This window comes from Nisaea sp. (assembly GCF_965216895.1).
In the GTDB taxonomy this organism is placed as follows: Bacteria; Pseudomonadota; Alphaproteobacteria; order Thalassobaculales; family Thalassobaculaceae; genus Nisaea.
Genome location: NZ_OZ244205.1, coordinates 3,576,828 through 3,600,575, shown reverse-complemented (window position 1 = coordinate 3,600,575; position 23,748 = coordinate 3,576,828). Strand labels below are relative to the sequence as shown.

At 65.0% G+C, this 23,748-nt stretch carries 24 protein-coding genes; 10 read left to right on the top strand and 14 right to left on the bottom strand.

Translation table 11 applies throughout. The features are described 5' to 3' along the window. Position 1: 1 nt before the first annotated feature. Positions 2–367, bottom strand: a complete 366-nt coding sequence (locus tag ACOOE1_RS17255) for a DUF952 domain-containing protein (RefSeq protein WP_420403441.1) — start codon at positions 365–367, stop codon at positions 2–4. Positions 368–531: 164 nt separating this feature from the next. Between ACOOE1_RS17255 and ACOOE1_RS17250 the strand changes: the two genes are divergently transcribed. Beyond that, a complete protein-coding gene (locus ACOOE1_RS17250; protein WP_420403440.1) occupies positions 532–1,377 on the top strand; it encodes a branched-chain amino acid aminotransferase in 846 nt (281 codons plus the stop codon). Positions 1,378–1,388: 11 nt separating this feature from the next. Further along, a complete protein-coding gene (locus ACOOE1_RS17245; protein WP_420403439.1) occupies positions 1,389–2,072 on the top strand; it encodes a DUF1028 domain-containing protein in 684 nt (227 codons plus the stop codon). 9 nt (positions 2,073–2,081) lie between these two features. On the opposite strand, the gene ACOOE1_RS17240 is transcribed toward ACOOE1_RS17245, so the two are convergent. The 6 genes from ACOOE1_RS17240 to ACOOE1_RS17215 all read right to left on the bottom strand — a co-directional run bounded on the left by ACOOE1_RS17240 (position 2,082) and on the right by ACOOE1_RS17215 (position 7,915). Continuing rightward, positions 2,082–2,522: a dihydroneopterin aldolase gene (locus ACOOE1_RS17240; RefSeq protein ID WP_420403438.1), complete on the bottom strand. Its 441-nt coding sequence runs from the start codon at positions 2,520–2,522 to the stop codon at positions 2,082–2,084. 123 nt (positions 2,523–2,645) lie between these two features. Next, entirely contained in the window at positions 2,646–2,969 is a 324-nt protein-coding gene (locus tag ACOOE1_RS17235; RefSeq protein ID WP_420403437.1) for an NIPSNAP family protein, read from the bottom strand. Between the two features lie 122 nt (positions 2,970–3,091). Beyond that, positions 3,092–4,624 (bottom strand): bifunctional metallophosphatase/5'-nucleotidase, encoded by a 1,533-nt coding sequence (locus tag ACOOE1_RS17230; protein ID WP_420403436.1) that lies wholly within the window; start codon positions 4,622–4,624, stop codon positions 3,092–3,094. Between the two features lie 87 nt (positions 4,625–4,711). Beyond that, complete coding sequence (gene cobT, locus ACOOE1_RS17225; protein ID WP_420403435.1) at positions 4,712–6,583, bottom strand: cobaltochelatase subunit CobT; 1,872 nt, start codon at positions 6,581–6,583, stop codon at positions 4,712–4,714. A gap of 27 nt (positions 6,584–6,610) precedes the next feature. Beyond that, positions 6,611–7,612 (bottom strand): cobaltochelatase subunit CobS, encoded by a 1,002-nt coding sequence (cobS, locus tag ACOOE1_RS17220; RefSeq protein WP_420403434.1) that lies wholly within the window; start codon positions 7,610–7,612, stop codon positions 6,611–6,613. Positions 7,613–7,681: 69 nt separating this feature from the next. Then, positions 7,682–7,915: a J domain-containing protein gene (locus ACOOE1_RS17215; RefSeq protein WP_420403433.1), complete on the bottom strand. Its 234-nt coding sequence runs from the start codon at positions 7,913–7,915 to the stop codon at positions 7,682–7,684. A 458-nt stretch (positions 7,916–8,373) separates the two neighbouring features. Between ACOOE1_RS17215 and ACOOE1_RS17210 the strand changes: the two genes are divergently transcribed. After that, a complete protein-coding gene (locus ACOOE1_RS17210) occupies positions 8,374–8,640 on the top strand; it encodes a BolA family protein (RefSeq protein WP_420403432.1) in 267 nt (88 codons plus the stop codon). Between the two features lie 99 nt (positions 8,641–8,739). Next, positions 8,740–9,117, top strand: a complete 378-nt coding sequence (locus tag ACOOE1_RS17205; protein ID WP_420403431.1) for a ribbon-helix-helix domain-containing protein — start codon at positions 8,740–8,742, stop codon at positions 9,115–9,117. Here ACOOE1_RS17205 and ACOOE1_RS17200 read toward each other — a convergent pair. The 5 genes from ACOOE1_RS17200 to ACOOE1_RS17180 form a co-directional block, all read right to left on the bottom strand. Beyond that, positions 9,099–9,665: a DUF2889 domain-containing protein gene (locus ACOOE1_RS17200; RefSeq protein WP_420403430.1), complete on the bottom strand. Its 567-nt coding sequence runs from the start codon at positions 9,663–9,665 to the stop codon at positions 9,099–9,101. The two genes, ACOOE1_RS17205 and ACOOE1_RS17200, sit on opposite strands and share 19 nt — an antisense overlap. An 80-nt stretch (positions 9,666–9,745) precedes the next feature. After that, positions 9,746–10,195 carry a CBS domain-containing protein gene (locus ACOOE1_RS17195; RefSeq protein WP_420403429.1) on the bottom strand — a complete coding sequence of 150 codons (450 nt, stop codon included), beginning with the start codon at positions 10,193–10,195 and terminating at the stop codon, positions 9,746–9,748. Positions 10,196–10,239: 44 nt separating this feature from the next. Continuing rightward, a complete protein-coding gene (locus ACOOE1_RS17190) occupies positions 10,240–11,574 on the bottom strand; it encodes an HlyC/CorC family transporter (protein WP_420403428.1) in 1,335 nt (444 codons plus the stop codon). 22 nt (positions 11,575–11,596) lie between these two features. Then, positions 11,597–12,727: a 3-dehydroquinate synthase gene (gene aroB / locus ACOOE1_RS17185; RefSeq protein WP_420403427.1), complete on the bottom strand. Its 1,131-nt coding sequence runs from the start codon at positions 12,725–12,727 to the stop codon at positions 11,597–11,599. A gap of 40 nt (positions 12,728–12,767) precedes the next feature. Continuing rightward, positions 12,768–13,349 (bottom strand): shikimate kinase, encoded by a 582-nt coding sequence (locus ACOOE1_RS17180; protein ID WP_420403426.1) that lies wholly within the window; start codon positions 13,347–13,349, stop codon positions 12,768–12,770. A gap of 357 nt (positions 13,350–13,706) precedes the next feature. Between ACOOE1_RS17180 and ACOOE1_RS17175 the strand changes: the two genes are divergently transcribed. From ACOOE1_RS17175 to ACOOE1_RS17150, 6 genes are all read left to right on the top strand, one after another. Continuing rightward, the gene (locus tag ACOOE1_RS17175; protein ID WP_420403425.1) at positions 13,707–15,611 is read left to right on the top strand and encodes a hypothetical protein; all 1,905 of its coding nucleotides are present in this window, start codon (positions 13,707–13,709) and stop codon (positions 15,609–15,611) included. Positions 15,612–15,614: 3 nt separating this feature from the next. Continuing rightward, complete coding sequence (gene xerD, locus ACOOE1_RS17170; protein ID WP_420403424.1) at positions 15,615–16,535, top strand: site-specific tyrosine recombinase XerD; 921 nt, start codon at positions 15,615–15,617, stop codon at positions 16,533–16,535. 82 nt (positions 16,536–16,617) lie between these two features. Then, positions 16,618–17,574, top strand: coding sequence for an acetyl-CoA carboxylase carboxyltransferase subunit alpha (locus ACOOE1_RS17165; RefSeq protein ID WP_420403423.1), 957 nt, complete (start codon positions 16,618–16,620; stop codon positions 17,572–17,574). Positions 17,575–17,688: 114 nt separating this feature from the next. Beyond that, positions 17,689–18,675 (top strand): HlyD family secretion protein, encoded by a 987-nt coding sequence (locus ACOOE1_RS17160; protein WP_420403422.1) that lies wholly within the window; start codon positions 17,689–17,691, stop codon positions 18,673–18,675. Then, positions 18,668–21,406 carry a ribosome-associated ATPase/putative transporter RbbA gene (rbbA, locus tag ACOOE1_RS17155; RefSeq protein WP_420403421.1) on the top strand — a complete coding sequence of 913 codons (2,739 nt, stop codon included), beginning with the start codon at positions 18,668–18,670 and terminating at the stop codon, positions 21,404–21,406. Before ACOOE1_RS17160 ends, rbbA begins: the two co-directional genes overlap by 8 nt. A gap of 5 nt (positions 21,407–21,411) precedes the next feature. After that, complete coding sequence (locus ACOOE1_RS17150) at positions 21,412–22,533, top strand: ABC transporter permease (protein ID WP_420403420.1); 1,122 nt, start codon at positions 21,412–21,414, stop codon at positions 22,531–22,533. A gap of 10 nt (positions 22,534–22,543) precedes the next feature. Here ACOOE1_RS17150 and ACOOE1_RS17145 read toward each other — a convergent pair whose 3' ends face one another. Then, entirely contained in the window at positions 22,544–23,404 is an 861-nt protein-coding gene (locus ACOOE1_RS17145) for a carbon-nitrogen hydrolase family protein (RefSeq protein WP_420403419.1), read from the bottom strand. 23 nt (positions 23,405–23,427) lie between these two features. Continuing rightward, positions 23,428–23,694, bottom strand: a complete 267-nt coding sequence (gene grxC / locus ACOOE1_RS17140; RefSeq protein WP_420403418.1) for a glutaredoxin 3 — start codon at positions 23,692–23,694, stop codon at positions 23,428–23,430. Positions 23,695–23,748: the final 54 nt, after the last annotated feature.

Below are 23,748 nucleotides of genomic sequence, written 5' to 3'. Positions count from 1 at the left end.
CCTATTCCGCCTTCATATCGGGAAACACATGGAGACCGTCGGCACCGAGCGGAAGATCGAACTCGGCGGCGACAGCGGCGACCGGAAGCGGGCCGTAGAGATGCGGGAAGAGATCGCCGCCCCGTGCAGGCTCCCACTTGAGAGCGCCGCCGAGCTTGTGAGCGTCGACCTCGAGCAGTACGAGACCGGTCTCTCCCCTTCGGTGCTTGGCGGCGCTGGCCGCCACCTGCAGCGCGGTCGAGAAATGCAGGAAGCCGTCGGCATTGTCCTCGCGCGAGCCCGCATAGCTGCCGTCGGTCTTGGCGCGTTCCCAGTCGGCGCGGCGGGAAAGGTGGTAGATCCACCGGAAAGGTGCTGTGTCTGTCATGGCCGGGAGAGTAGCCGCGCCCCGGCGCGATCTCAAATTGTTCCGCTCGAAAGTGTGACAATTGCGGCGTTGGCATCGGCGGAGCCTGCGGGCTAAGCTGCCCCGAAATTCGGGGCGCGTCCGCAGACCCCCGCAAATCTAAAGCAAGAATTTGGAGCAATGCGATGAAATCGCTGACCTATCTCGATGGCGAGTGGCACGAAGGCAATCCGGCCGTGCTCGGCCCGGCCACCCTCGCGACCTGGCTCGGTGCCGTCATTTTCGACGGCGCGCGGGCCTTTGAAGGCGTCGCACCGGACCTTGACCTGCATTGCCAGCGCGCCTGCGCCTCGGCCGAGAAGATGGGGATGAAGTCCCCGATCTCCGCGGCCGAGATCGAAAAGCTCGCGATCGAGGGCATCAGGAAATTCCCGAGCGACGTCGCGCTCTACATCAAGCCGGTGATGTGGGCGGAAGACGGCTGGATCTATCCGAATCCGGAAACCACCCGCTTCATGCTGCACATCTTCGAGGCACCGCTGCCGGAACCGAAGGGCTTCTCCGCGCACGTCTCCTCGCACCGCCGCCCGGCCCCGGACCAGGCGCCGACCGACGCCAAGGCTGCCTGCCTCTATCCGAACGCGGGCCGCGCGCTCCGCGAAGCCAACCAGGCCGGTTTCGACAATGCGGTCATGCTCGATCCGATCGGCAATGTCGCCGAGTTCGCCACGGCGAACATCTTCATGGCGAGGGACGGCGTCGTGACGACCCCGGCGCCGAACGGCACCTTCCTCAACGGCATCACCCGCCAGCGGGTGATCAGGCTGCTCCGGGCGGAAGGCGTGACTGTCGAGGAAAAGACCGTGACGCCGGAGGATCTGCGGACCGCCGACGAGATCTGGTCGACCGGCAACCATGCCAAGGTCATGCCGGTCACCCGCTTCGAGGACCGCGAGATGCAGCCCGGTCCGATGGCGACCAAGGCCCGCGAGCTTTACTGGGCCTACGCCAAGACCGGCGCCTCCTTCTAAAGCATCCTCGCGTGACCTTCTCCATCGCGGGATACTGCGCCGAGACCGGCCAGATCGGATATGCGCTCGCGACCTCGAGTATCGCCGCGGGAGGGCGCGTCGCCTTCGCGCATTGGGGTGTCGGAGTTGTGCTGACGCAGGCGCGTACGGATCCAAGGCTCGGCCCGCAGGGTCTCGCCCTGCTGAGGGACGGTCGCAGCGCCGCCGAAACCGTCGCTTCGCTCGTCGCCTCGACACCGGAGCGGGACTGGCGGCAGCTGGCCGTGCTGGACAAGGACGGCCACGGCGCCTTTCACACCGGCCAGCGCGTCTCGACGCCCGCCGATGCCCTCGTTGCCGCGCATTGCGTCGCAGCTGGCAATTGGGTGGCCGAGGAAACAGTGATTGCCGCGATGATCGCGGGTTTTGAGCTGGACCCGTTCCTGCCCCTCGCCGAACGGCTGCTCCGCGCCATCGAGGATGCCGTGGCGGCGGGCGGCGAACTCGATCCGTTGCGCTCGGCCGCGCTCGGCGTCCACGGGCGCAACGGATTCGCCATGGTGGACCTGCGTATCGACCGTTCGGAGAGACCGGTCGCCGATCTCCGGGCAGCCTGGAAAGAGTGGGAACCGATCATGCACGGCTATATCGAGCGCGCGCTCTCGCCGGCAACGGCGCCGGCGACGGAAGAACTCGAAGGTCATGCGAAAGGCTGAGGCAGCGCCTCAATCCGTCGGGCGGAATTTCTCGATCAGGGTACCGACACCGGCGGCATCGCTGAAGATGTCGAGCTTTTCGACTTCGACCTTGACCGCGTTGACCCGGCGATCGTCGAAAGCAAGGTCGGCGATCCGCTCGGCGAATCCCTCCACCAGCAGCACATGGCCCGCCTCGGCGACCATCCGGATACGGCCGATGAAGGTCTCGTAGCAGAAGACCCGGCTGTAGTGATTGCCGATCCCCTCCTCGGGGTAGTCGAGCGTCAGATCGACAGAGATCTTCACCCGTTGGGGCTTGGCTTTCTCGAACTCATGCACGCCGATGAACATGTTGAGCACGAGATCGCGAATCCTGACCGTGTAGCTCGGCTGGCGCTGCCGCTGCGCCGCGCCCTCGCGGACGACGTCAAGCGGCGTCACGTTGTCGCCGATCCGTTCTCTGGCCACGGCGGCTCTCCCTTCCTCTCGACCGGGTCCGAGCCCCATGGGTAGCGCATCCGGCCGCCTCGGAACATCCGAAAAGCGTCACTTTACCGCCGGCGGCGGCCGGATGCTTCAGCAGGCGCGAGTTCAGGTCTTGATCTGGAAGAAATCGACCGGCTTCATCAGGCAGTTCTGCTGCTCGACCAGGCCGCCGAACTCGGCGCTTTTCTTCGTATATTCGAGCCAGTCCGGATCGGCCCACATGGCCGCGCGCTTGGCTTCGCGATCCCCTGCATTCTCATAGACCCAGATATGGATGTAGGAATTCGGATTACCGGTTTCCGTCACCATATAGGCGAGCGGCTGACCCAGATGCTTGGTCTGCGGCGCCTTGCCGTATTTCTCGTAGATCTCGAGATGTTTCTTGATGGTGCCGGGCCGGCAGGTATAGGTGCGCACGTCGAGCAGCATGGATTCTCCTCCCTAGAGACAGTTGATGCGAGAAGCATAGGCGCAGGATGGGACGGCCTCCAGCGCCGAACGAGAAAGAGATTGCTGGCCGAAGCTGAGGGAGTCATCGCGGCCGCAGCGGTTCAGTCGAGACGGCGAACCCGCCCCTCGACTTCCGTCGTCACCCCGTCGCCGGCCTGAATGAACTCGATCACCTGGCTCGCCATGAGCCGGGCGGAGCTGGCATCGACGATCGGCTCGCCGTTTTCGAGCGAGGCATACCCGTCGCCGCCGCGCGCGACGAAATCGTTCACCGCGACAACATAGACCTTGCCGAGGTCAAGCGGCAAACCGCCGACCAGGATGTCTGATACCCGCGACCCGGCCGGCTTGCTGCCGCTATAGGCGAAACTGAGCCCCGAGACGTGCGGGAACCGGCCGGCGCCCTCCTCAACCTTTGAAACGCCGTTCTCCAGTGCCGCCTTCAGGTCCGATCCCTTGAGACGCATCGTCACCGTCTTGTTGCCGAACGGCAGCTCCGTGAGAATATCCTTGCGGGTCAGGACACGGCCCGGCGCGTAGGTCGTATCGCCCCGGATCCCGCCACCATTGGTCAGCGCGGCATCCGCCCCCGTCGCCGCGCGCATCGCGTCGGCGACGAGATTTCCGAAGGCGTTCTCACCGCTCCGCACGGCAGCGCGTCTCGTGTCGAGCGCAACCTCGGTCGCGCCGATATCGACCGCCAGTTCCTTGTCGAGCCTGGCCACGAAGCCGGCGACCCGCTGCGCGATCTCCGGATCCTCCTCGACTTCGAGCGTATTGACCATGGAGAAGCTCGGCTGCCAGACCAGTTGCGGTCCGCTCCGGCCTTCGACCCGATCGATCAGGATGTCCATGATGCCGACAAAATTGCCCTGGCTGCCGGATTTCAAGATCGCCTGCTTGCCGTCGTAGAGGACCAGCACGAGGTGATCGTGTCCGCCGAGCACGATGTCAATGCCGGCGACCTGACGAAGGGTCTCGAGATCCTTCTGATAGACCGCGTGGGTCAGCGCAATCACCAGATCCGCACCCTGCCTGCGCAACACCTCGGTTATTTCCCGCGCCGCATCTGCGAGCGGTGCGAATGCGACATCCGGACCGGAACTCGACAGGCTTGGCGTGTCCGTGGTCGTCAGTCCGAGCAGGCCGATCTTGTACTCCCCCGCTTCGACTAGGAGAGAGCGCTCAGCGCCGGGAAACCCGGGCTTGCCCTTATAGGAAATGTTGCTGCCGAGAACCGGGTATTCGGCCTCCTTCAGCCGGTCGATCAGCACGTCGGGACCGAAATCGAACTCGTGGTTGCCGAGCACGGCCGCGTTGAAGCCGATGGCATTGGCGAGCGCGACCATGTGCGCGCCCTTGTCGAATCCCGAGAGCAGCGACGGCGAAAGCATGTCGCCGCCAAAGGTCAGCAGCACCTGCCCGCCCTCGGCTTCGACCCGATCCCGCTCGTAGCGCGCGATGCTGGCTATTTTCGCTGCTCCGCCGGCCCGGTCCTTCGCATCGAGCCGGTCCCAATCGTTGACATGGACGATGGAGAGGCGAAGCGGCTCGGCAAGTACCGGAAGTCGCGGGAGCGACACAAGGGTCGCAAGCAGCAGAACGGGCAAAACCGTACGGAGCAGCACACGCATGAAATCTCTCCGATTAGATAACGGCCAAGCCTAGCCGTTTTTTCGGTAGATTTCACCTAATCCCGTATGAAGGAACGATTCTTCCGTCTAGCCGGCGCGGCGCATGCCGGAACGGCGGGCCTTCGGAGTGTCCTCGTCGAAGAGGTTGGTGAGCTGGTCCATCATCGTGCCACCGAGCTGTTCCGCGTCCACGATCGTCACCGCGCGGCGATAGTAGCGGGTCACGTCGTGGCCGATGCCGATCGCGATCAACTCCACCGGAGACCGTGTCTCGATATACTGGATCACCTCCCGCAGGTGGCGCTCGAGATAGTTCCCCGGGTTTACGGACAGGGTGGAATCGTCGACCGGCGCACCGTCCGAGATCACCATAAGGATCCGGCGTTCCTCCGGCCGGGCCAGCAGACGCTGGTGCGCCCAGAGCAGCGCCTCTCCGTCGATATTCTCTTTCAGTATGCCTTCGCGCAGCATCAGTCCGAGCGACTTGCGCGCATGACGCCACGGCGCATCGGCGGACTTGTAGACGATGTGGCGGAGATCGTTCAGGCGTCCCGGATTGACCGGCTTGCCGCCCTGTATCCAGTTCTCCCGCGACATCCCGCCCTTCCAGGCCCGCGTGGTGAAGCCGAGCACCTCGACCTTCACGCCGCAGCGCTCGAGCGTCCGCGCGAGAATGTCCGCGCTCATCGCGGCGATCGAGATCGGCCGCCCGCGCATGGAGCCGGAATTGTCGATCAGCAACGTGACCACGGTGTCGCGGAAGTCGGTGTCCTTCTCCATTTTGTAGGAGAGCGGGCTTTCCGGCATCACGACGACACGGGCCAGCCGCGCGGCATCGAGGATGCCTTCCTCCAGGTCGAAGTTCCAGGAGCGGTTCTGCTTCGCCAGCAGCTTGCGCTGCATGCGGTTGGCCAGCTTGCCGATGACACCCTGCAGGTGGCTGAGCTGCTGATCCAGAAGGGCGCGGAGCCGCGCCAGTTCCTCGGCATCGCAAAGTTCTTCGGCCAGCACGACTTCGTCATACTCGGTCGTGAAGGCGTGATAGGCCTTCTGCATCCGGTTGGCATCGTCCGCGTTCTGCATCTGCGGCGGCGTGCCCGGATTGGCCGGCTGATCGTCGCCCTCGCCGGGCTCGAAATCCCCGTCTTCGCTATCCTCGCCCTCGCCGGCCTCGTCGCCGGATTCCATGTCCGACGGCACCATCTCGGAACTCGTGCTGTCCTCGGCGGTGCCGCGTGTACCGCTGTCGTTCAGCTCCTCGCCCTCGCCGCCGTCATCCTCGGCCTCGGAGTCGGACTCCGATTCCTCCGTCATGCCGTCTTCGCCGATCTCCAGATCGAGATCGCTGATCAGCTGGCGGGAAAGATTCGCGTAGGTTTCCTGATCGTCGATATGCCGGGAAAGCTCGGTCAGCGTCTCGCCGATCTTCGAGGTGACCCAAGGCCGCCAGAGATCGACCGCGCCGCGCGCGCATTCCGGCGGCGCCTCGCCGGTGATCGCCTCGCGCGCCATCAGGCGAACCACCTCCGAGAGCGCAACGTCTTCCTTTTCCGTGACGGTCTCGAGGCCCTGCTTCTGATAGCGCTGCTCCATCGCGGCTTCGAGGTTCCGGGCAACGCCGGACATCCGCATCGAGCCGAGCGCCTCGACCCGCGCCTGTTCGGCGGCGTCGAAGATTTCCAGCGCCGCCTGCCCGCTCGGCTGCCGCCGGGCATGCGTCGCGGCATCGTGATAGCGGAGCTTCAGCGCGAGGCCGTCCGCCTCTCCCCGGACCCGGGCGACATCCTCGGCCTTGAGACCGCGTGGCGGCGAGGGTAGACGCACGCGGTCGCCGGAGGCGCTCGCCGTGTCGGCCCCGTAGGTGACCTCCAGCTCCTTCTCGTGCGACATCGCACGCACGCAGGAAGCTGTCGCGCGCTTGAAATCCTCAAGCTGATCGTCGTCCACCGGTGATGCCATGTCAGGTCTTCCGCGCCGTCCGGCCCGTTATTCCGCCGCGCGGATGCTGGTCTCAGGCAGATCGTCCCCGAAACAGCGCTGGTAGAATTCGGACACCGTGCTCCGCTCGACCTCGTCGCACTTGTTGAGGAACGTCAGGCGGAAGCCCGTCGCGACGTCACCGAAGATATTCGCGTTCTCGGCCCAGGTGATCACGGTACGCGGCGACATAACGGTGGAGATATCGCCCGCCATGAACCCGGCCCGGGTCAGATCCGCGAGCGAGACCATGTTGGCAACCGTCTCGCGCCCTTCCGGCGTATTGTAGCTCGGCAGCTTGGCGAGAATGATGTCGACCTCGCGGTCGTGCGGCAGATAGTTCAGCGTGGTAACGATGCTCCAGCGATCCATCTGGCCCTGGTTGATCTGCTGCGTGCCGTGGTAGAGGCCCGTGGTATCGCCGAGGCCGACCGTGTTGGCGGTCGCGAAGAGGCGGAAGTACTTGTTCGGATGGATCACCTTGTTGGTGTCCAGCAGCGTCATCTTGCCGTCGGTCTCGAGCACGCGCTGGATCACGAACATCACGTCCGCGCGGCCGGCATCGTACTCGTCGAACACCAGCGCGACACTGTTCTGCAGCGCCCAGGGCAGGATGCCCTCGCGGAACTCGGTCACCTGCTTGCCGTCCCGGAGAACGATCGCGTCCTTGCCGATCAGGTCGATGCGGCTGATATGGCTGTCGAGATTGACGCGCACGCAGGGCCAGTTCAGGCGGGCCGCGACCTGCTCGATATGGGTCGACTTGCCGGTGCCGTGATAGCCCTGGATCATGACCCGCCGGTTGTGGGCGAAGCCTGCGAGAATGGCGAGCGTCGTCTGCTTGTCGAAGATGTAGGTCGGGTCCAGCGTCGGCACGTAGTCGCTCGCCTCGCTGAACGCCGGAACCGTCATGTCGACATCGATGCCGAAGGTCTCGCGAACAGAGACTTCCGTGTCCGGCGCTTCGATATGGTGCGCGGGCTTGCGCTCGTAAACATGTGCTGCCGCCATGGCCTTCAATCCCAAGTGATGTGGGTGACTCTCCCGCGTCGGAACGTCGTCAGCGAGGTTCCCACGCGATCAAGATAGAAACTTCTTCAAAGTCGTATAGGCCTCGTTGATCATTTTCAACCGTTCTTCGGCCTGCTTGTCGCCGCCATTCGCATCCGGATGGTGCTTTTTCACGAGCTGCTTATAGCGTGTTTTCAATTCCATTTCGGAAACCGGCGGCTCCAACCCCATGATCGCGAAAGCTTTTCCTTCCGCCGTCTCGGTTCCCGGACGGGTCGGACCGGTTCCGGACGCCGCCGCCATTTCCTCGTCACCATTGAGCGCACCGAACGGGTCTCTGTAATCCCCGGCAACAAACTTGCGATAGGCCGCCGCGGCGCCGAGCGGCCAGGTCGCCGGTCCCAGGTCGTGGAGCGGCGGATCGCCTGTTCGAGTTCTTCGGCCGAAACGCCGTCGTAATAATTCCATTGCTTGTTGTATGAGCGCACGTGATCAAGGCAGAACCAGTAATACTCATCGAGGCGGTCGCGCGCCTTCGGGGCCCGGTGCTCCCCCGGTGCGCGGCAGCCGGGAGCGTCGCACCGGCGAAACCCGGCCTCGGCGGCGTAGCTGTCGATCTTCAGGGAGTCGCTTTGCGCCTTCCGCATACCGTAGTTTCCAAATTAGTTCTGGCCCCGCTTTTGCAGGTCGTTCGAAACTAGGGGTTATGGCCCCACACAAAGTCCGGAAAGGCCGCGAGGGCGACCAAAGGAGTTAAAATAATGTCCGTCACCGAAACGATCAAAGCGAAATTGACCTCCGCCCTCGCTCCCGAGCATCTCGAGGTGGTCGACGACTCCCACAGTCACCGCGGACATGGCGGCTGGCGTGAGGGCGGCGAGACCCATTTCAACGTCGAGATCGTCTCCGCAGCTTTCGCAGGCAAGTCGCGCATTGAGCGACAGAGGATGGTTCACGAGGTCCTCGCCGCTGAACTGGCCGATCGCGTCCACGCCCTGTCGATCAAAGCCAGGTCACCAGCCGAGTAACCAGAGCGAGACGAGAGAAATGCAATTAAAGAGAGATTTCCTGCATGCTAATCGTTTTTTAGTTGCGCGAAATTTGCATACACTGATACATCGAAGCACGTGCTCCAGAACGGCGGTACGGTCGGAAAATATGCGGGTATCGGTTTGTCAACGCTCATAAGCAAGAATGTACTGGTCGAAGGTCATCGCACCAGTATGCGGCTCGAGCCGGCGATGTGGGAAGCACTCGGCCAGATCGCCGCGCGCGAAAACCTTACCGTTCATCAGATTTGCGGAATCGTGAACCGTCACAGGATCAACACGTCCCTCACGTCGGCGACACGCGTCTTCATACTGGGTTACTTCAGGATACTCGCGGACAACCTGGAGCGCAGGCCTGCCGCCAGCCCGGACCGGTCTCTCATATACAAAGTGTTCCGTCAAACCGAGGAGTTCCGCAACTCGCCGCAGCAGGGCCGCTACGCCGGTTCCTTGTAATAATCCGGCCAGATCTCCTTGACGACCGGGCTCGATTCTCCGAACGCGTGACAGGAATTCAGCAGCGGCGGGGTGCCTTCTCGTTCCGGCTCGCGCTCTCCGCGCTCCCGCCGGAGCCGTGACCGCTCGCCGTAGAGCGTCTGATACGCCGTCGTCGCCATCGGCCAAAGCAATTCGACCAGATGGGTGCAGCCTTCCGCGCCGCCGAGCGACGAGAGCACCTTCTTGCGCCAGCCGGGGCCGATGCGGACGCCTTTCAGGCGCTGGAAATTCCCGGTTATGGCCGGGCAGATCTCGAACGGACCGAAATCAGTGACCGCCTCGACCGCGTGAATGGTCAGATCGTCATCGACCGTCAGCCGGATCGACATGTCGTGGATCGGCTCTCCCGGCTTGATCTCTCCGCGGAACTTGTTCGGAACCTCGTATGTCTTGACGTCCGTGATGCGGCCTTCGATGTCGAGCAGGCCGTCATCGCGCCGGAACCCTTCGCAGGTGACACGGCGTGTATGGACTTTCCGGCGCGGCGCCGGATCTGACAAAGGCATGGAACTCTCCGGATTGATATTGCTTTGCAGCAAAAATCAGCCCGGACCGCGCGGAAGTCAATTCCCGGAACGCCGCCAGCTTACGGCAGTCCGGCCATTCCGGACCCCGAAATGAAGGCCTCGCGTTCCAGCACGGCCTCCTCCAGGTCCTCGCGCACCGCGGCATAGATGTCGCGGATAGACACCATGCCGATGATCCGGCCGTCCTCTTCCACGGGCAAATGCCGGAAACCACCCTGCTGCATCCGTTGCAAGGCGTCCATGACCGACTCCTTGGGACCGACAGTTTCCGGATTTGCCGTCATGATCGCCGAGATCTTCGTTTCCGACGCCGACAGTTCCTGGGCAACCAGCCGCCCCGCGATGTCCCGTTCCGAAAGAATACCTACCAGTTTCTCGCCTTCGAGAATGAGTAGCGCGCCGATCTTGCGGCTGGTCATCAGTTTGGCGGCGGCAAGGACCGTATCGCCGGGACCGAGTGACGAGAGATCCTGCTTATCGACTACGTCGGGCACGATGTGTCTGGCCATGGCATTCTCCCCGATAGGTTTCTTTATACCTCGATCATACCAAATCAGGAGGAGTCTGGTAGCTGCCTCGTTTCAATGACTTCCTTTTCCGCTTTCGCGCGGGTTTCAGGCGAGATCCGGAGCAGGGTGATCTGGTTGCGGTGCCGGCGCAGAATCTTGAAGCGGAAGCCGTGGAACACGAACTCCTGCGAGACGTTCGGGATAGTCCTGGCTTCATGCAGCACCAACCCGGCAATAGTCGAGGCTTCCTCGTCCGGCAGGTTCCAGTCGAATTCGCGGTTCAGGTCCCGCAGCGTCACCGTGCCGTCGATCACATAGGAACCGTCCGGCTGGGGGCGCACGCCGGCGACGGCCACATCGTGTTCGTCGCTGATATCGCCAACAATCTCCTCGATGATGTCTTCCAGGGTCACGATACCCTGGAACGCCCCGTATTCGTCGATCACCAGGGCGAAATGTTCGCGCCGGGCCCGGAAGGCCTGCAGTTGGTCGAGCAGCGTCGTGGTCGAGGGAATAAACCAGGGGTCGGCGGCGATGTCCCGGATGTCGAGCTTTTCGAAATCTTCGGCGCTCAATCCCTTGACGGCGCGCAGCACCGCCTTCGCGTGCAGCACGCCGACGATCTCCTCGTGATCCCCCTTGAAGAGCGGCAGGCGGGTATAGGGACTCTTCATGATCTGCGCGATCAGGTTCTCCAAGGAATCGTCCGCATCCAGCATCTCGACCCGGCGCCGGTGCGTCATGATCTCCTCGACCCAGACCTCGCTCAGATCGAGAATCGAGCGCAGCATGGCCCGCTCCTCGCGGACTTCTTCCTCGCCCACCTCGACCCTGTGGCCGTGCAGCTCGATCAGCCCGCGCAGTTCCTCTTCCTGCTCGGAATGCCCGAATTCCTCCGCGATCCTCACCCCGAACAGCGCGAGGATACCGCGTACGATCGCGCGGACCGCCTTCGCGATCGGGCTGAATACGAAGACGGCCACACTGATCGGCGGAGCCACCGCGAGGGCCACCCGGTCTGAATTGTTGAGCGCATATGTCTTGGGCAGGACTTCGGCAAAGATCACGACGATCACGGTCATCACCAAGGTCGCGTAGGCGACTCCGGTCTCGCCGAAGAAATGCAGGAAGACCGTTGTCGCAAGGACCGAGCCCAGAATGTTGGCGATGTTGTTGCCGATCAGGATCGCCCCGATCATGGTCTCGCTGTGTTCGCGTAACGCGAGCACCCGGTGCGCCCGCTTCTCTCCCTTGCGGTCGAGCTGATGCATCCGCGCATAGGAGGCGCCGGTCAGGGCGGTCTCCGAACCGGAGAAAAAGGCCGAGCACACGATCAGCAGCAGGATACTGCCAATGGTCAGCAGCAATTCGGCGTCCATTATCCGCTATTTCTCCCTGACACTAGGCGTCGGCCGCCGCCGACAAATCTTCCTCAAGCATGGTCCGGACGACGTCCGGCATGACTTCGTCGCTGGTGAAGGCGTCACCGATCCGATGCGCCAGCACGAAACGGATGGTCCCGTCCCGGGCCTTCTTGTCCCGTCGCATCGAGGCCAGCAGATCCTCGGCCTTCCATTTTCCGGCCCCGGGGATGTCCCGCACCCGCGCCATCAGCCCCATGCCGGCCAGATGAGTGCGTGCGCGCTCCGTATCCTGCCCCGGGCACAATCCGAGTCGGCGCGACAGCTCCAGCGCCTGCACCATGCCGACGGAAACCGCCTCGCCGTGCAGCAACGAGCCGTCGTAGCCCGCCGCCGCCTCCAGCGCGTGCCCGAACGTATGGCCGAAATTCAGCAACTCCCGGAGACCGGCCTCGTGTTCGTCGGCGGCCACGACCGCGGCCTTCGCCTTGCAGCTCTCGACCACCGCCGTGACCCGCGCCGCCTCGTCGCCCGCGATCAGCGCGGCGCCGTGCCGTTCGAGCCACTCGAAGAACGCCGCGTCACGGATCAGGCCGTATTTCACCACCTCCGCATAGCCGGCGAGGATCTCGCGTTTCGGCAGCGTCGCGAGCGCACCGGTATCGGCGAGCACCAGGCGTGGCTGGTGAAAAGCGCCGACCAGGTTCTTGCCCTGCAGCGTATTGATCCCTGTCTTGCCGCCGACCGAGCTGTCGACCTGCGCCAGCAACGTCGTCGGAATCTGGATGAAGTCGAGGCCGCGCAAGACCGAGGCGGCGCAGAACCCTGCAAGGTCCCCGACCACGCCGCCGCCGAGGGCCACGACTCCGGTGCGCCGGTCGACGCCGCTCTCGAGCATCTTCGTGACCACGTGCTCGTAACTGGCAAAACTCTTCGATCCTTCGCCGGGTGCGACGGCAATGGTGTGAGAAGCGATCCCCGCCGCTTTCAGGGAGTCGATCAACGGCTCGAGCCAGAAACCCGAAACCGACGAATCGGTAACGATGAATACCTTCTTGCCGCGCAGAACCGGACCGATCTCGGCTCCCGCATTCTCGATCAGCTGCGGGCCGACCCGTATATCGTAGCTACGCTCACCGAGGGCAACGGGGACCGTCTGGATCGTTGTCATTTCAATGTCCTGTTCCTATCGAGGTCGGCGGGCGCGATTCTCATTCCGCGAGGACGGAGTCGGACAAGCCGTCGAAATACTCCGCCAGAACCTCGCAAGCCCGCTCCACGGTGATCTCGATCGGACCGCGGCGGGACTCAATCTCGAGATCCGCCAGTGCATAGACCGGGTATCGCTCGTCCATCAGTTTCTTGAGCACGCCGCGCGGATCTCGATTCGCAAGCAGCGGACGCCCCTGGCGCCGGCTGACCCGCTCGAAGAGGACGTCGAGATCCGCTTTCAGCCAGACCGAGACCGCGTGTTCCGCGATCGCCGCCCGCGTGTCCTCCGCCATGAACGCCCCGCCACCGGTCGCAAGCACCACCGGCGGCCCGTCCAGAATGCGCTGGATCACCCGCCGCTCGCCGCGCCGGAATTCCTCCTCGCCGAAACGCTCGAAGAATTCGGGAATGCTACAGTCGGCGGCCCGTTCGATTTCCTGGTCCGCGTCGATGAACGGCATCTGCAGCCGCTGTGCAAGGCGGCGGCCCACGCTGCTCTTGCCGGCCCCCATGAGACCGACCAGGACGATGCTTTTCGTCGGTCGTTCCGGGGAATGTGCCAAATCGGGGTGAATCACCATGGGAAGCAGGCCGCGGCACCGGATTGCAAGCGCAAGATCGCTTGTCTGATACGTCCGGTACCTCTCTTTACCTCTCCCTCGTTGAACTCGCTCAATGCGGCCGGTATGCTGCCGCAAACGCGCCATAATCCGCCGCTAGCATATCTTTCCAGATATGGCGTTGCAAACGCCTTGGGACGGGTGTGTGCAGGCCGGTCGGACAGGCGGCGCGCGAAACAGAATTTCCATGGGTCCACGGCATGAAATTGACGCTCTGGGTTGTGGTCGTCATAGCACTGTTCTTCGGCGGCGGCTTTGCGTTTCTCTCGACTTGGGATATCCCGGCACCGACCAGCCAGATCGAACAGGTCCTCCCGAATGATCAATTCCCCCGCTGACCGCCTCGTGCGGGGAACCTGCGCGGCGCTCGGCGTCGCAGCGCTGCTCTTCGGTCTTCCGGTCTCCGCCCCGGAGAGCCTGGCGCAAGGCGCGCCGAAGCCGCTGCTTCCGGCGCTCGGCGCCCCGAAGCCCCTGCTGACGCCGCCGCAGCCCGCCGCCCCCGCCGAAGCCACGCCCGGCGAGCCGGTTCCCTCCGCCGACAGCGCACCGAACGAGGATCCGCTGAAGGAAGGCATCGCCGTCGATGCCCTGGACGCGGTTTCGATGGAAACGGTCGGCACCATCGGTGCGGGCGAGGCCGCCTTGCCCGCATCCATGTGGGACGGCACCCCCCGTTCGGCGATCAAACGCATGCTGACGCTGGTCGGCGCACCGCCTGCAAACGCGACATTGCGCAACCTGCTCGAGCGCATCCTGCTGAGCCCGGCCGCGGTTCCGGAAGCGGACGATCCGTCGGATCACGGCGCGATCGTCAAGGCCCGGATCGATGCGCTCGAACGGATCGGCGCCTGGGAGGAATATGTCCGCCTCCTCGACATCGCACCCGTCGCCGGTCCCGAAGGCACCGACGCCGTCCTGCCACCGGCGCTCAGGGCGCGCCTGAAGACCGATGCCGGCTTCCTCACCGGCGATCTGGACAGCAGTTGTGCCATCGCCCGCGATGCGATGCTCTCGCTGCCGGAAGAGCGTTACTGGCAGAAAGCGGGAACCTTCTGTCTCGCACTCGCGGACGAGTGGGAAAGCGTGGAGTTCAATCTCCGCCTGATGCTGGAACTCGGGGAGGAGGACGCGCGTTTCTTCGAGCTGATGCGGGCCGTCAGCGGCACGGCCTCGAGCTTGCCGCAAATGCCCGAAGCCGCTCAGTTGCGCCCGCTAGACATTGCGATGATGCGGGTCTCCGGGATCGCCCCCGCGATGGCGGACGCCGACGCTGTCCCGGCATCCCTGATTCCGGTTCTCACCGATTTCCCGGCGATCCGTTTCGAGGATCGCCTCCGGCTCGCCGAGCGCGGCGAGCGCCTCGGGCTCGTGGCGCGCAAGGACCTGATCGCGCTCTACGAACTGGTGGAGATCGCACCCTCGCAGATGGCGAACGCGCTCAGCGTCGCCGCCGCCGACCCGAGCGCCAATGGTCGCGCCCTGCTCTACCGCGCGACCTCGAGCCAGACCTTGCCGCTGGCCCGGGCCCAGGCCATCCAGCAGGCATTGAGACTCGCACGGCGAGACGGACACTACGCGCAAACGGCGCGGCTCTACGCGCCGCTGATCATTGATATCCCGACGACCTCGCCGCATGCATGGTTCGCCGCCGATGCGGCGGCGGCCTTTATCGCGGCAGACATGGCGGAGGCCGCGGATCCCTGGCTCGCCCTCGCGGAGCGGGAGGCGCGGCTGGAACCGGAACAGGCTACGGTCTGGCGCGAAGCCGTCATCATGGCGCGTCTCGCCGCAGGTGAGCGCGTGCCGCTCGACAACGGCTTCCTGAAGAGCTGGTGGGACGGGCTGCGCGACGGGACGGCCGAGGACGCACCGGCCCGCGCGGCCCTGCTCTTCGGTCTGCTCGAGGCGACCGGCGCGGAAACGCCCGGAACGGTCTGGCGCGGGCTGGTCGACCGGGCCACGCCCGTCACCTACAAGTCCCCGCCGCCGACGCTGCAATGGGCGCGGGCCGCGGCGGCGGCCGGAGGGCAACTCGGGGAAGGCGCCCTGCTCACCGTTCTGTCTCTCTCCGGCGCCGAGCTTACAGAATTCGATCCGGCCCATCTGACGAGTTGCGTCCGCACGCTCTCGGAGCTCGGCCTCGAGCGCGACGCCTATCGCCTCGCACTCGACATCTACCTCGCCTCCGCGCCCGCGGCGGCGGCTCCACCGGCCAGCGAGTAACCGATGGGCGGGGATGCCGGATCGGTCGAACGGTTCCTCGAAATGCTCCTCGCGGAACGCGGCGCCTCGGCCAACACGATCGAGGCCTATCGCCGCGACCTGACCGACTTCGCCTCGACGCTTGCGGCACGCAAACGCACGCTCGGAGAGGCCGGCAGCGACGATATCCGGGCCTATCTGGCAGATCTCGAGGCCGCGGGCATGGCGCCGCGCACGGCGGCAAGGCGGCTATCGGCGATCCGGCAGTTCTACCGCTTCCTCTTCAGCGAGGGTGACCGGAGGGACGACCCATCCACGGTGATCGACAGCCCGCGCCAGGGCCGGCCGCTGCCCAAGATCCTGAGCGAGACAGACGTCGACCTGCTGCTCGCCGCGGCCCGGGGCAGGGAGGGGCCGGACGGGCTCCGCCTGACCTGCCTGCTGGAAGTCCTCTATGCGAGCGGTCTGCGGGTCTCCGAACTCGTCGCCCTTCCGCTTGCGGCTGTTGCCCGCGACCCGCGCGTGCTGATCGTCCGCGGCAAGGGCGGCAAGGAGCGCATGGTTCCGCTAACCGAGGCCGCGCGCGACGCGATCGCCGCCTTCAAGGAGGTGCGCGCCGGCTACCTGCCGGAAGGCGCCACCTCGCCCTTCCTGTTCCCTTCGCGCAGCAGCGAAGGCCATCTGACCCGGCGCCGCTTGGGACAGCTGCTGAAGGAGCTTGCCGCCGAATGCGGTCTTCGCCCGGCCGCGGTTTCGCCGCATGTGTTGCGGCATGCCTTCGCCACCCATCTGCTGGATCACGGAGCCGACCTGCGAAGTGTGCAGCAGATGCTCGGCCATGCGGATATCTCGACGACGCAGATCTACACGCACGTCCTCGCCGAGCGCCTGAAATCGCTGGTCACCGAACATCATCCGCTGGCAAAAGCCGCAGCGAAGACCTGACACGAAGCGGAAATCCAGACGTTGTAACCCGCTGCCCGGACGTTTATGGTGCGGCGCTTCCAAACACAGTGATTCGAGCGATATGCGCGTCTTTCTGGACTTCGAAAAGCCGATTGCCGACCTAGAGGGCAAGATCGAGGAATTGCGGCACCTCTCTTCCGAGGGCGATATCAATATCGCGGAAGAGGTTGGCAAGCTGCAGGGGAAGGTCGAAAGGCAGCTCAGGCAGTCGTATCAGAAGCTGACCCCGTGGCAAAAAGTGCAGGTCGCCCGGCATCCGGACCGGCCGCACTTCAAGCAGGTGCTGTCCCACCTGGTCGAGGACTTCACTCCGCTCGCCGGCGACCGTTCCTTCGGCGAGGATCAGGCGATCATCGGCGGCATCGGCCGCTTCCGGGGATATTCCGCCGTCATCATCGGGAACGAGAAGGGCGGCACGACGGAAGAACGCATCCGGCACAATTTCGGCATGGCGAAACCCGAAGGCTACCGCAAGGCGCGCCGCCTGATGGAAATGGCCGAGAGGTTCAGGCTGCCGGTCCTGACTTTCGTCGATACCGCGGGTGCCTATCCCGGCATCGGCGCCGAGGAACGTGGCCAGGCGGAAGCCATCGCCAAGTCGATCGAGGCTTGCCTCTCTCTGCAGGTCCCGGTCATCGCCTCGGTTGTCGGCGAGGGTGGTTCCGGCGGCGCCGTGGCGCTGGCGGCGGCGAACCGTGTGCTGATGTTCGAACATGCGATCTATTCGGTGATCTCGCCGGAAGGCTGTGCCTCGATCCTATGGCGCAGCGGCGAACATACGAAAGACGCGGCGGAAGCGCTGAAACTGACGGCGCAGGACCTGAAGAAACTCGGCGTGATCGACGAGATCGTGCCGGAGCCGCTCGGTGCCGCGCACCGGGACGCCGGAACCGCGCTCTCGTCCCTCGGCGACGCGGTCGAAGCCTCGCTCCGGCAACTGGTCGGCACCGACGGCGGCAAGCTGAAGGCCGACCGGCGGCGCAAGTTCCTCGAGATCGGCAAGAAAGGCCTCGCCTGAGACCCTTCGCCGCGCCACAGTAGAGTTAGCGTGACGCCTGCTCCCGATTCGCGTTAGGTGAATGCGGACCCGCTCCGGTACCGGACGATCATTGAGGATCCAGGGGACGGCAGAATGCTCGGCTATCGCACCCTTCTCATCGCGGTCCTGCTCGCGGCCCTCGCGGGCGGCGCCTACTGGTACACGCACCGCGAGGATGGCCCGCCGGATGGTTTTGCCCAGGGCAACGGCCGGCTCGAGGCGGAACGGGTGGATGTCGCGAGCAAGTTCCCGGGACGCCTCAGCGAGGTTCTCGTCTCCGAAGGCATGCAAATCGAGAGCGGCACCGTGGTCGCCCGCCTGGACGCAACCGAGATCACCGCACAGTTGCGGGAGGCCGAAGCCGCCGTCGTCCAGGCCGAGGAGGCGCTGAACGAGGCTCTCGCACTGCAGAGCCAGCGCAAGAGCGAGCTCTCCCTCGCGGATCAGGAAATGAAACGCGCCGAAACCCTCGGCGCAAAGGGGTTCGCCAGCGGCGAGACGCTGGACCGCCGCCGCACCGAGCGCGCCACGGCTGTCGCCGCCCTCGCCTCCGCCGATGCCGGGATCGCCCGTGCGCGGGCGGCGATCGAAGCCCGCAAGGCGACGGTCGCGCGCATTCGCGCCGATCTGCAGGAATACGTCATCACCGCGCCCGTTTCCGGCCGCGTCCAGTACCGTCTCGCCGAGCCGGGCGAGATCGTCGGCGCCGGAGGCAAGATCGTCACCATGCTCGATCTGACGCGCGTCTACATGACGATCTACCTGCCGACGCGCGACGCCGGCCGCATCGCCTATGGTGCGGAGGCGCGGCTGATCTTCGACGCCGCCCCGCAATACGTGATCCCCGCGCGGGTCACGTTCGTCGCTTCGGAAGCGCAGTTCACGCCGCGCTATGTCGAGACTGAAAGCGAGCGCGACAAGCTGATGTTTCGCGTCAAGGTCTCGATCCCGGCGGAGATCCTCGACGGCTACGAACGGATCGTGAAGGCGGGCATACCGGGCATAGCCATCGTCAGGACGGCGACGGAACTGCCCTGGCCGGACGAGTTCGCGGTCAACCTGCCGCCGCGCGATGGCTGACGGCGGCGCGCCGATCCGTCTTGCCGGTGTCGGCCACCGCTACGGCCGGACCGTCGCGCTTGACGGCATCGACCTTGAAATCGCGACGGGCAGCGCCGTCGCGGTGATCGGACCGGACGGCGTCGGAAAATCCACCCTTCTGGCCCTTATCTCCGGCACCCGCAGAATCCAGGGCGGAACCGTCGAGGTCTTCGACGGTAACCTTCGGCGGAGTGCCCACCGGCGCCGGGTCTGCGGCCGTATCGCCTACATGCCGCAGGGCCTCGGCAAGAACCTCTACCCGACCTTGTCGGTCGCGGAGAATCTGGACTTCTTCGCCAGGCTTTACGGCCAGGACGAGGGCGAACGGCGACGCCGCGCCGACGAACTGCTCCGGACAACCGGTCTCGCCCCGTTCCGGGAGCGCCCGGCGGAGAAACTGTCGGGCGGCATGAAGCAGAAACTGGCGCTCTGCTGCGCCCTGGTGCACGATCCGGACCTGCTGATCCTCGACGAGCCGACCACCGGCGTCGATCCGCTCTCCCGCCGCCAGTTCTGGGGACTGATCGACCGGATCCGCAAGCGCCGCCCCTGGATGACCGTCGTCACCGCCACCGCCTACATGTCCGAGGCCGAGCATTTCGAACGTCTCATCGCGATGAATGACGGCGCGATCCTGGCCGACGGCACCGCGGCGGAGCTGAAACACAGGAGCGGCGCCGATGATCTCGAGGACGCCTTCCTCGCCCTGCTCCCAGAGGGCCGCGACAAGACCCGCTTCGTCCCCCGCCCGAACCCGGAGCCGCTGGCGTTTGGGCCGGAGGTTGCGGCGATCGAGGCCCACGGCCTCGTCATGCGCTTCGGTGATTTCACCGCGGTCGATGCCGTCGATTTCCGCATCGAGCGGGGCGAGATCTTCGGTTTCCTCGGCTCCAACGGCTGCGGCAAGACGACGACGATGAAGATGCTCACCGGTCTCCTGACGCCGACCGAGGGCGAGGCCCGCATCTTCGGCGAGCGGATGAACGGCGGCGGCATGGAGATGCGCCGCCGCGTCGGCTACATGTCGCAGTCCTTCTCGCTCTATTCGGAGCTGACGGTGGGACAGAACCTCGATCTTCATGCGGGCCTATTCGGGATCGAGGGCACGGCAAAACGCGACCGCCTGCGGGAGCTTGCCGACCGCTTCGAGCTCTCGGACGTGATGGACATGCGGCCGGAGGCATTGCCGCTCGGCATCCGCCAGCGCCTGCAGCTCGCGGTCGCGGTGCTGCACCGGCCCGAAATGCTGATCCTGGACGAGCCGACAAGCGGCGTCGATCCGGTCGCCCGCGACGGGTTCTGGAACCTGCTGACGGATCTCTCGCGGGACGAGGGCGTGACGATCTTCATCTCCACCCACTTCATGAACGAGGCGGAACGCTGCGACCGGATCTCACTCATGCATGCGGGAAAGGTGCTGGCGATGGGCGCGCCGGCTGCGCTCGTCGCCGAATCCGGGTGCGAGACCCTGGAAGAGACCTTCATCCGCCATCTCGAGAAAAAGCAACGGGACAGCGGCGAGGCCGCGGCAGAAAACGCCCCGGCGCTCGACGGCGAAACCGTTTTCGCCGGAACGCCGGCCCGGTTCTCGGCGAGCCGGCTCTGGGCCATTGCCCGGCGCGAGGGTTTCGAACTGCTGCGCGACCCGATCCGTCTCGCCTTCGCCCTGTTCGGCCCGATCATACTGATGCTTGCCATGGGTTACGGCATCAGCTTCGACGTCGAGGACATGCGCTATGCCGCGTTCGATCAGGACCGCAGCCGGGAAAGCCGGATTCTGCTGCGCCAGTTCGAGGGCTCGCGCTATTTCTCCGCCGCGCCCGACCTCACGAGCATGACCGCGCTGGAACAGCGCATGCAACGCGGCGAAATCGGGCTCGCGCTGGTGATCCCGCCCGGATTCGGACACGACCTCGCCGCCGGGCACCGTCCGGAGCTGTCCGCCTGGCTCGACGGCGCCAATACCGGCCGCGCGGAGACGACACGCGGCTATGTCGAAGGCGCCTTCCAGTCCTTCCTCGCAGAAATGGCAAGAGAAGACGGCACGGCGGAGACGGGTTCCGCACTGGCCGCGATCGAGACCCGCTTCCGCTACAACCAGGGCTTCACCTCCCTCGAAGCGATCCCGCCGGGCATCCTCATGATGCTCATGTTCATGATCCCGTCGATGCTGACCGCCCTCGGCGTGGTGCGCGAGAAGGAACTCGGCTCGATCACCAATCTGCACGCGGCCCCGGCCACGCGCTTCGAGTATCTCGCAGGCAAGCAACTGCCCTACATCGCCATCGCGCTGATCAGTTTCCTGACCATGCTGGCGATCATGATCCTGCTCTTCGGCCTCGCCCCGAAGGCGAGCCTCCCGGTGCTCTTCGTCGGTGCGGTGCTCTATGCGACGGCCACGACCGGTTTCGGGCTTCTGGTCTCGACCGTCGTGACCTCCCAGGTCGCCGCGATCTTCGCCACCGCGATCATCGTGTTGATCCCGACCATCAACTTCTCTGGCATGCTGCATCCGGTGGCAACGCTCGACGAGACCGGACGGAGCATCGGCCGGTCGTTCCCCGGCGCCTATTTCCAGGAAATCAGCGCGGGGGTCTTCAACAAGGGCCTGCCCGCCGCCGAGCTGGCACCCAATCTCGGCGCGCTCGCCCTTTTCTGCCTCGTCTACTGGGCGCTCTCCTCGGTCGCCCTGCCGAAGCAGGCGCGGTAGGTCCCATGCGCGCGCTGCTCATCATCCTCCGGCTCGGCATCAAGGAAATCTACAGCCTCGCCCGCGACCCGGTCCTGATGGGGCTGATCGTCTACACCTTCAGCGTCAGCGTCTACATGGTGGCGGACGGGGTCGAGACGGAGCTCCGCGACGCGGCGGTCGCCATCGTCGACGAGGACGATTCCGCGCTCTCGCACCGGCTGCGCGGCGCCTTCCTGCCGCCCTACTTCAAACCGCCGGCCATCATCGGCATCCACGAGGTCGATCGTGTCCTCGACCAGGGGCTTTACACCTTCGTGATCGACATCCCGGCCGGTTTCGAGGCCGACATCCAGCGCGGCCGGAAGCCCGTCATCCAGCTCAGCGTCGACGCCACCGCCATGGCCATCGCCGGCAATGGCGCCGGCTATATCTCAGAGGTCCTGACCGGCGAGATCGCAAAATTCGTCAGCAGGGAGGAACCGGCCGCGGACGCGGCCGCCCGCCTCAAGCTCCGCGTGCTCTACAATCCGAACCTCGAAGCGGTGCGCTTCAACGCGGTGATGGAAGTCGTCAACAATATCGTCATCATGGCGATCATCCTGACGGGCGCCGCGGTGATCAGGGAGCGCGAGCACGGTACCATCGAGCATCTCCTGGTCATGCCGGTGAGCGCCGCCGAGATCATGATCTCGAAAATATGGGCAAACGGCCTCGTGATCCTCGCGGCGGTCCTTCTGTCGCTCGAATTCGTCGTGCGGCAAGGGCTCGGCGTGCCGCTCTACGGCTCGATGGAACTGTTCGCCACAGGGGCGTGCACCTTCCTCTTTTCGGTGACCGCCCTCGGCATCATGCTGGCGACCTTTACCCATTCGATGCCGCAATTCGCGCTGATCTGCATTCCGGTCTTCGTGGTCATGAACCTGCTCTCCGGCGGCCAGACACCGCTCGAGAGCATGCCGGAGTTCCTGCAGACAGTGATGCAGGCCTCACCCTCGACCCACTTCATCCGCTTCTCGCAGGCAGTGATCTATCGCGATGCTCCGCTCGAACTGGTCTGGCCGGAACTGGCGATCATGCTGCTGATCGGCTGCGTGTTTTTCGCTTTGGCCTTCCTGCGCTTCCGGGCATCCATGGCCGTGCGCTAGGCGGGATGGCCTACTCCCCGGCCTCGCGCCTGGCGGCGCTGTAGAGGTTCGGCCCCGCGAATTCCCGGTCATGAGTCAGCGACGGCACCTTGCCGCGCGCCTCGTCGACCTTCGCGAGATCGATCTCGGCGGTGATCACGCCCGGCTCCTCGCCCGCATCGGCCAGCACCTCGCCCCAGGGCGCGACGATGATCGAGTGCCCGTAGGTCTGGCGTCCCTTGGAATGGGTCCCGCACTGCGCCGCGGAGACAACGAAACTGCCATTCTCGATCGCCCGGGCGCGCTGCAGCACGTGCCAATGCGCCTCGCCCGTCACCTTGGTGAAGGCCGCCGGCGCGAACAGCACCTTGGCACCCGCCTGGGCGAGCGCACGGTAGAGATACGGAAAGCGGATATCGTAGCAGATCGTCAGCCCGAAGGTGCCCCACGGCGTCTCCGCCAGCACGCCTTCCTCGCCGGGCCTGTAGGAGGCCGACTCCCGGTAGGTCTGGCCATCGCCGACCTGCACGTCGAACATGTGGATCTTGGTGTAGCGCGCGGCGATGGCGCCGTCCGGCGCGATCAGGAAGCTGCGGTTTGCCAGCCGCTCGTCGTCGGTCAGCTTGACCGAGAGCGAGCCCGCATGGAGCCAGACGCCGAGTTCCGCCGCGAGCCCCCGGAAGGCAATGAGCACCTCGTGCTCCTCCTCCACCCTGGCCTTCGCGCGGGCGGCCGCCTTGTCCGGCTCGAACATGCCGACGATTTCCGGCGTGGTGATGAAATCGGCGCCCCGCGCCTTCGCCTCGCGGATCATCGGCGAGACCTCGGCGATGTTCACCTCCGGCTCCGGTTTCGAATTGGTCTGCACGCAGGCAACGGTGAATTTGGTCATCGATCGGATCCCCGGTCGGCGTTTCAGGAGGCTTGTGCGGCCAGCATGCCGTCGAGCTTACCACTCGCCTCGAGCGCCGCCAATTCGTCCGATCCGCCGATCCCGACATCGCCGATGAAAATCTGCGGCACGGTATGGCGGCCGTCGGCGCGCTCCTGCATCGCGGCACGCTTGGAGCTGCTCATGGTCACGTCGATTTCGGTATAGGTCACGCCCTTGCTCTCCAGCAGCTTCTTGGCGCGCACGCAGAACGGGCAGAACATGGTGGTGTAGATTTCGACCTCGGCCATGGAGGCAACTCCTTTGTTCCATTACCGACCTTAGATAGGAGCGGCCGGGCCGCG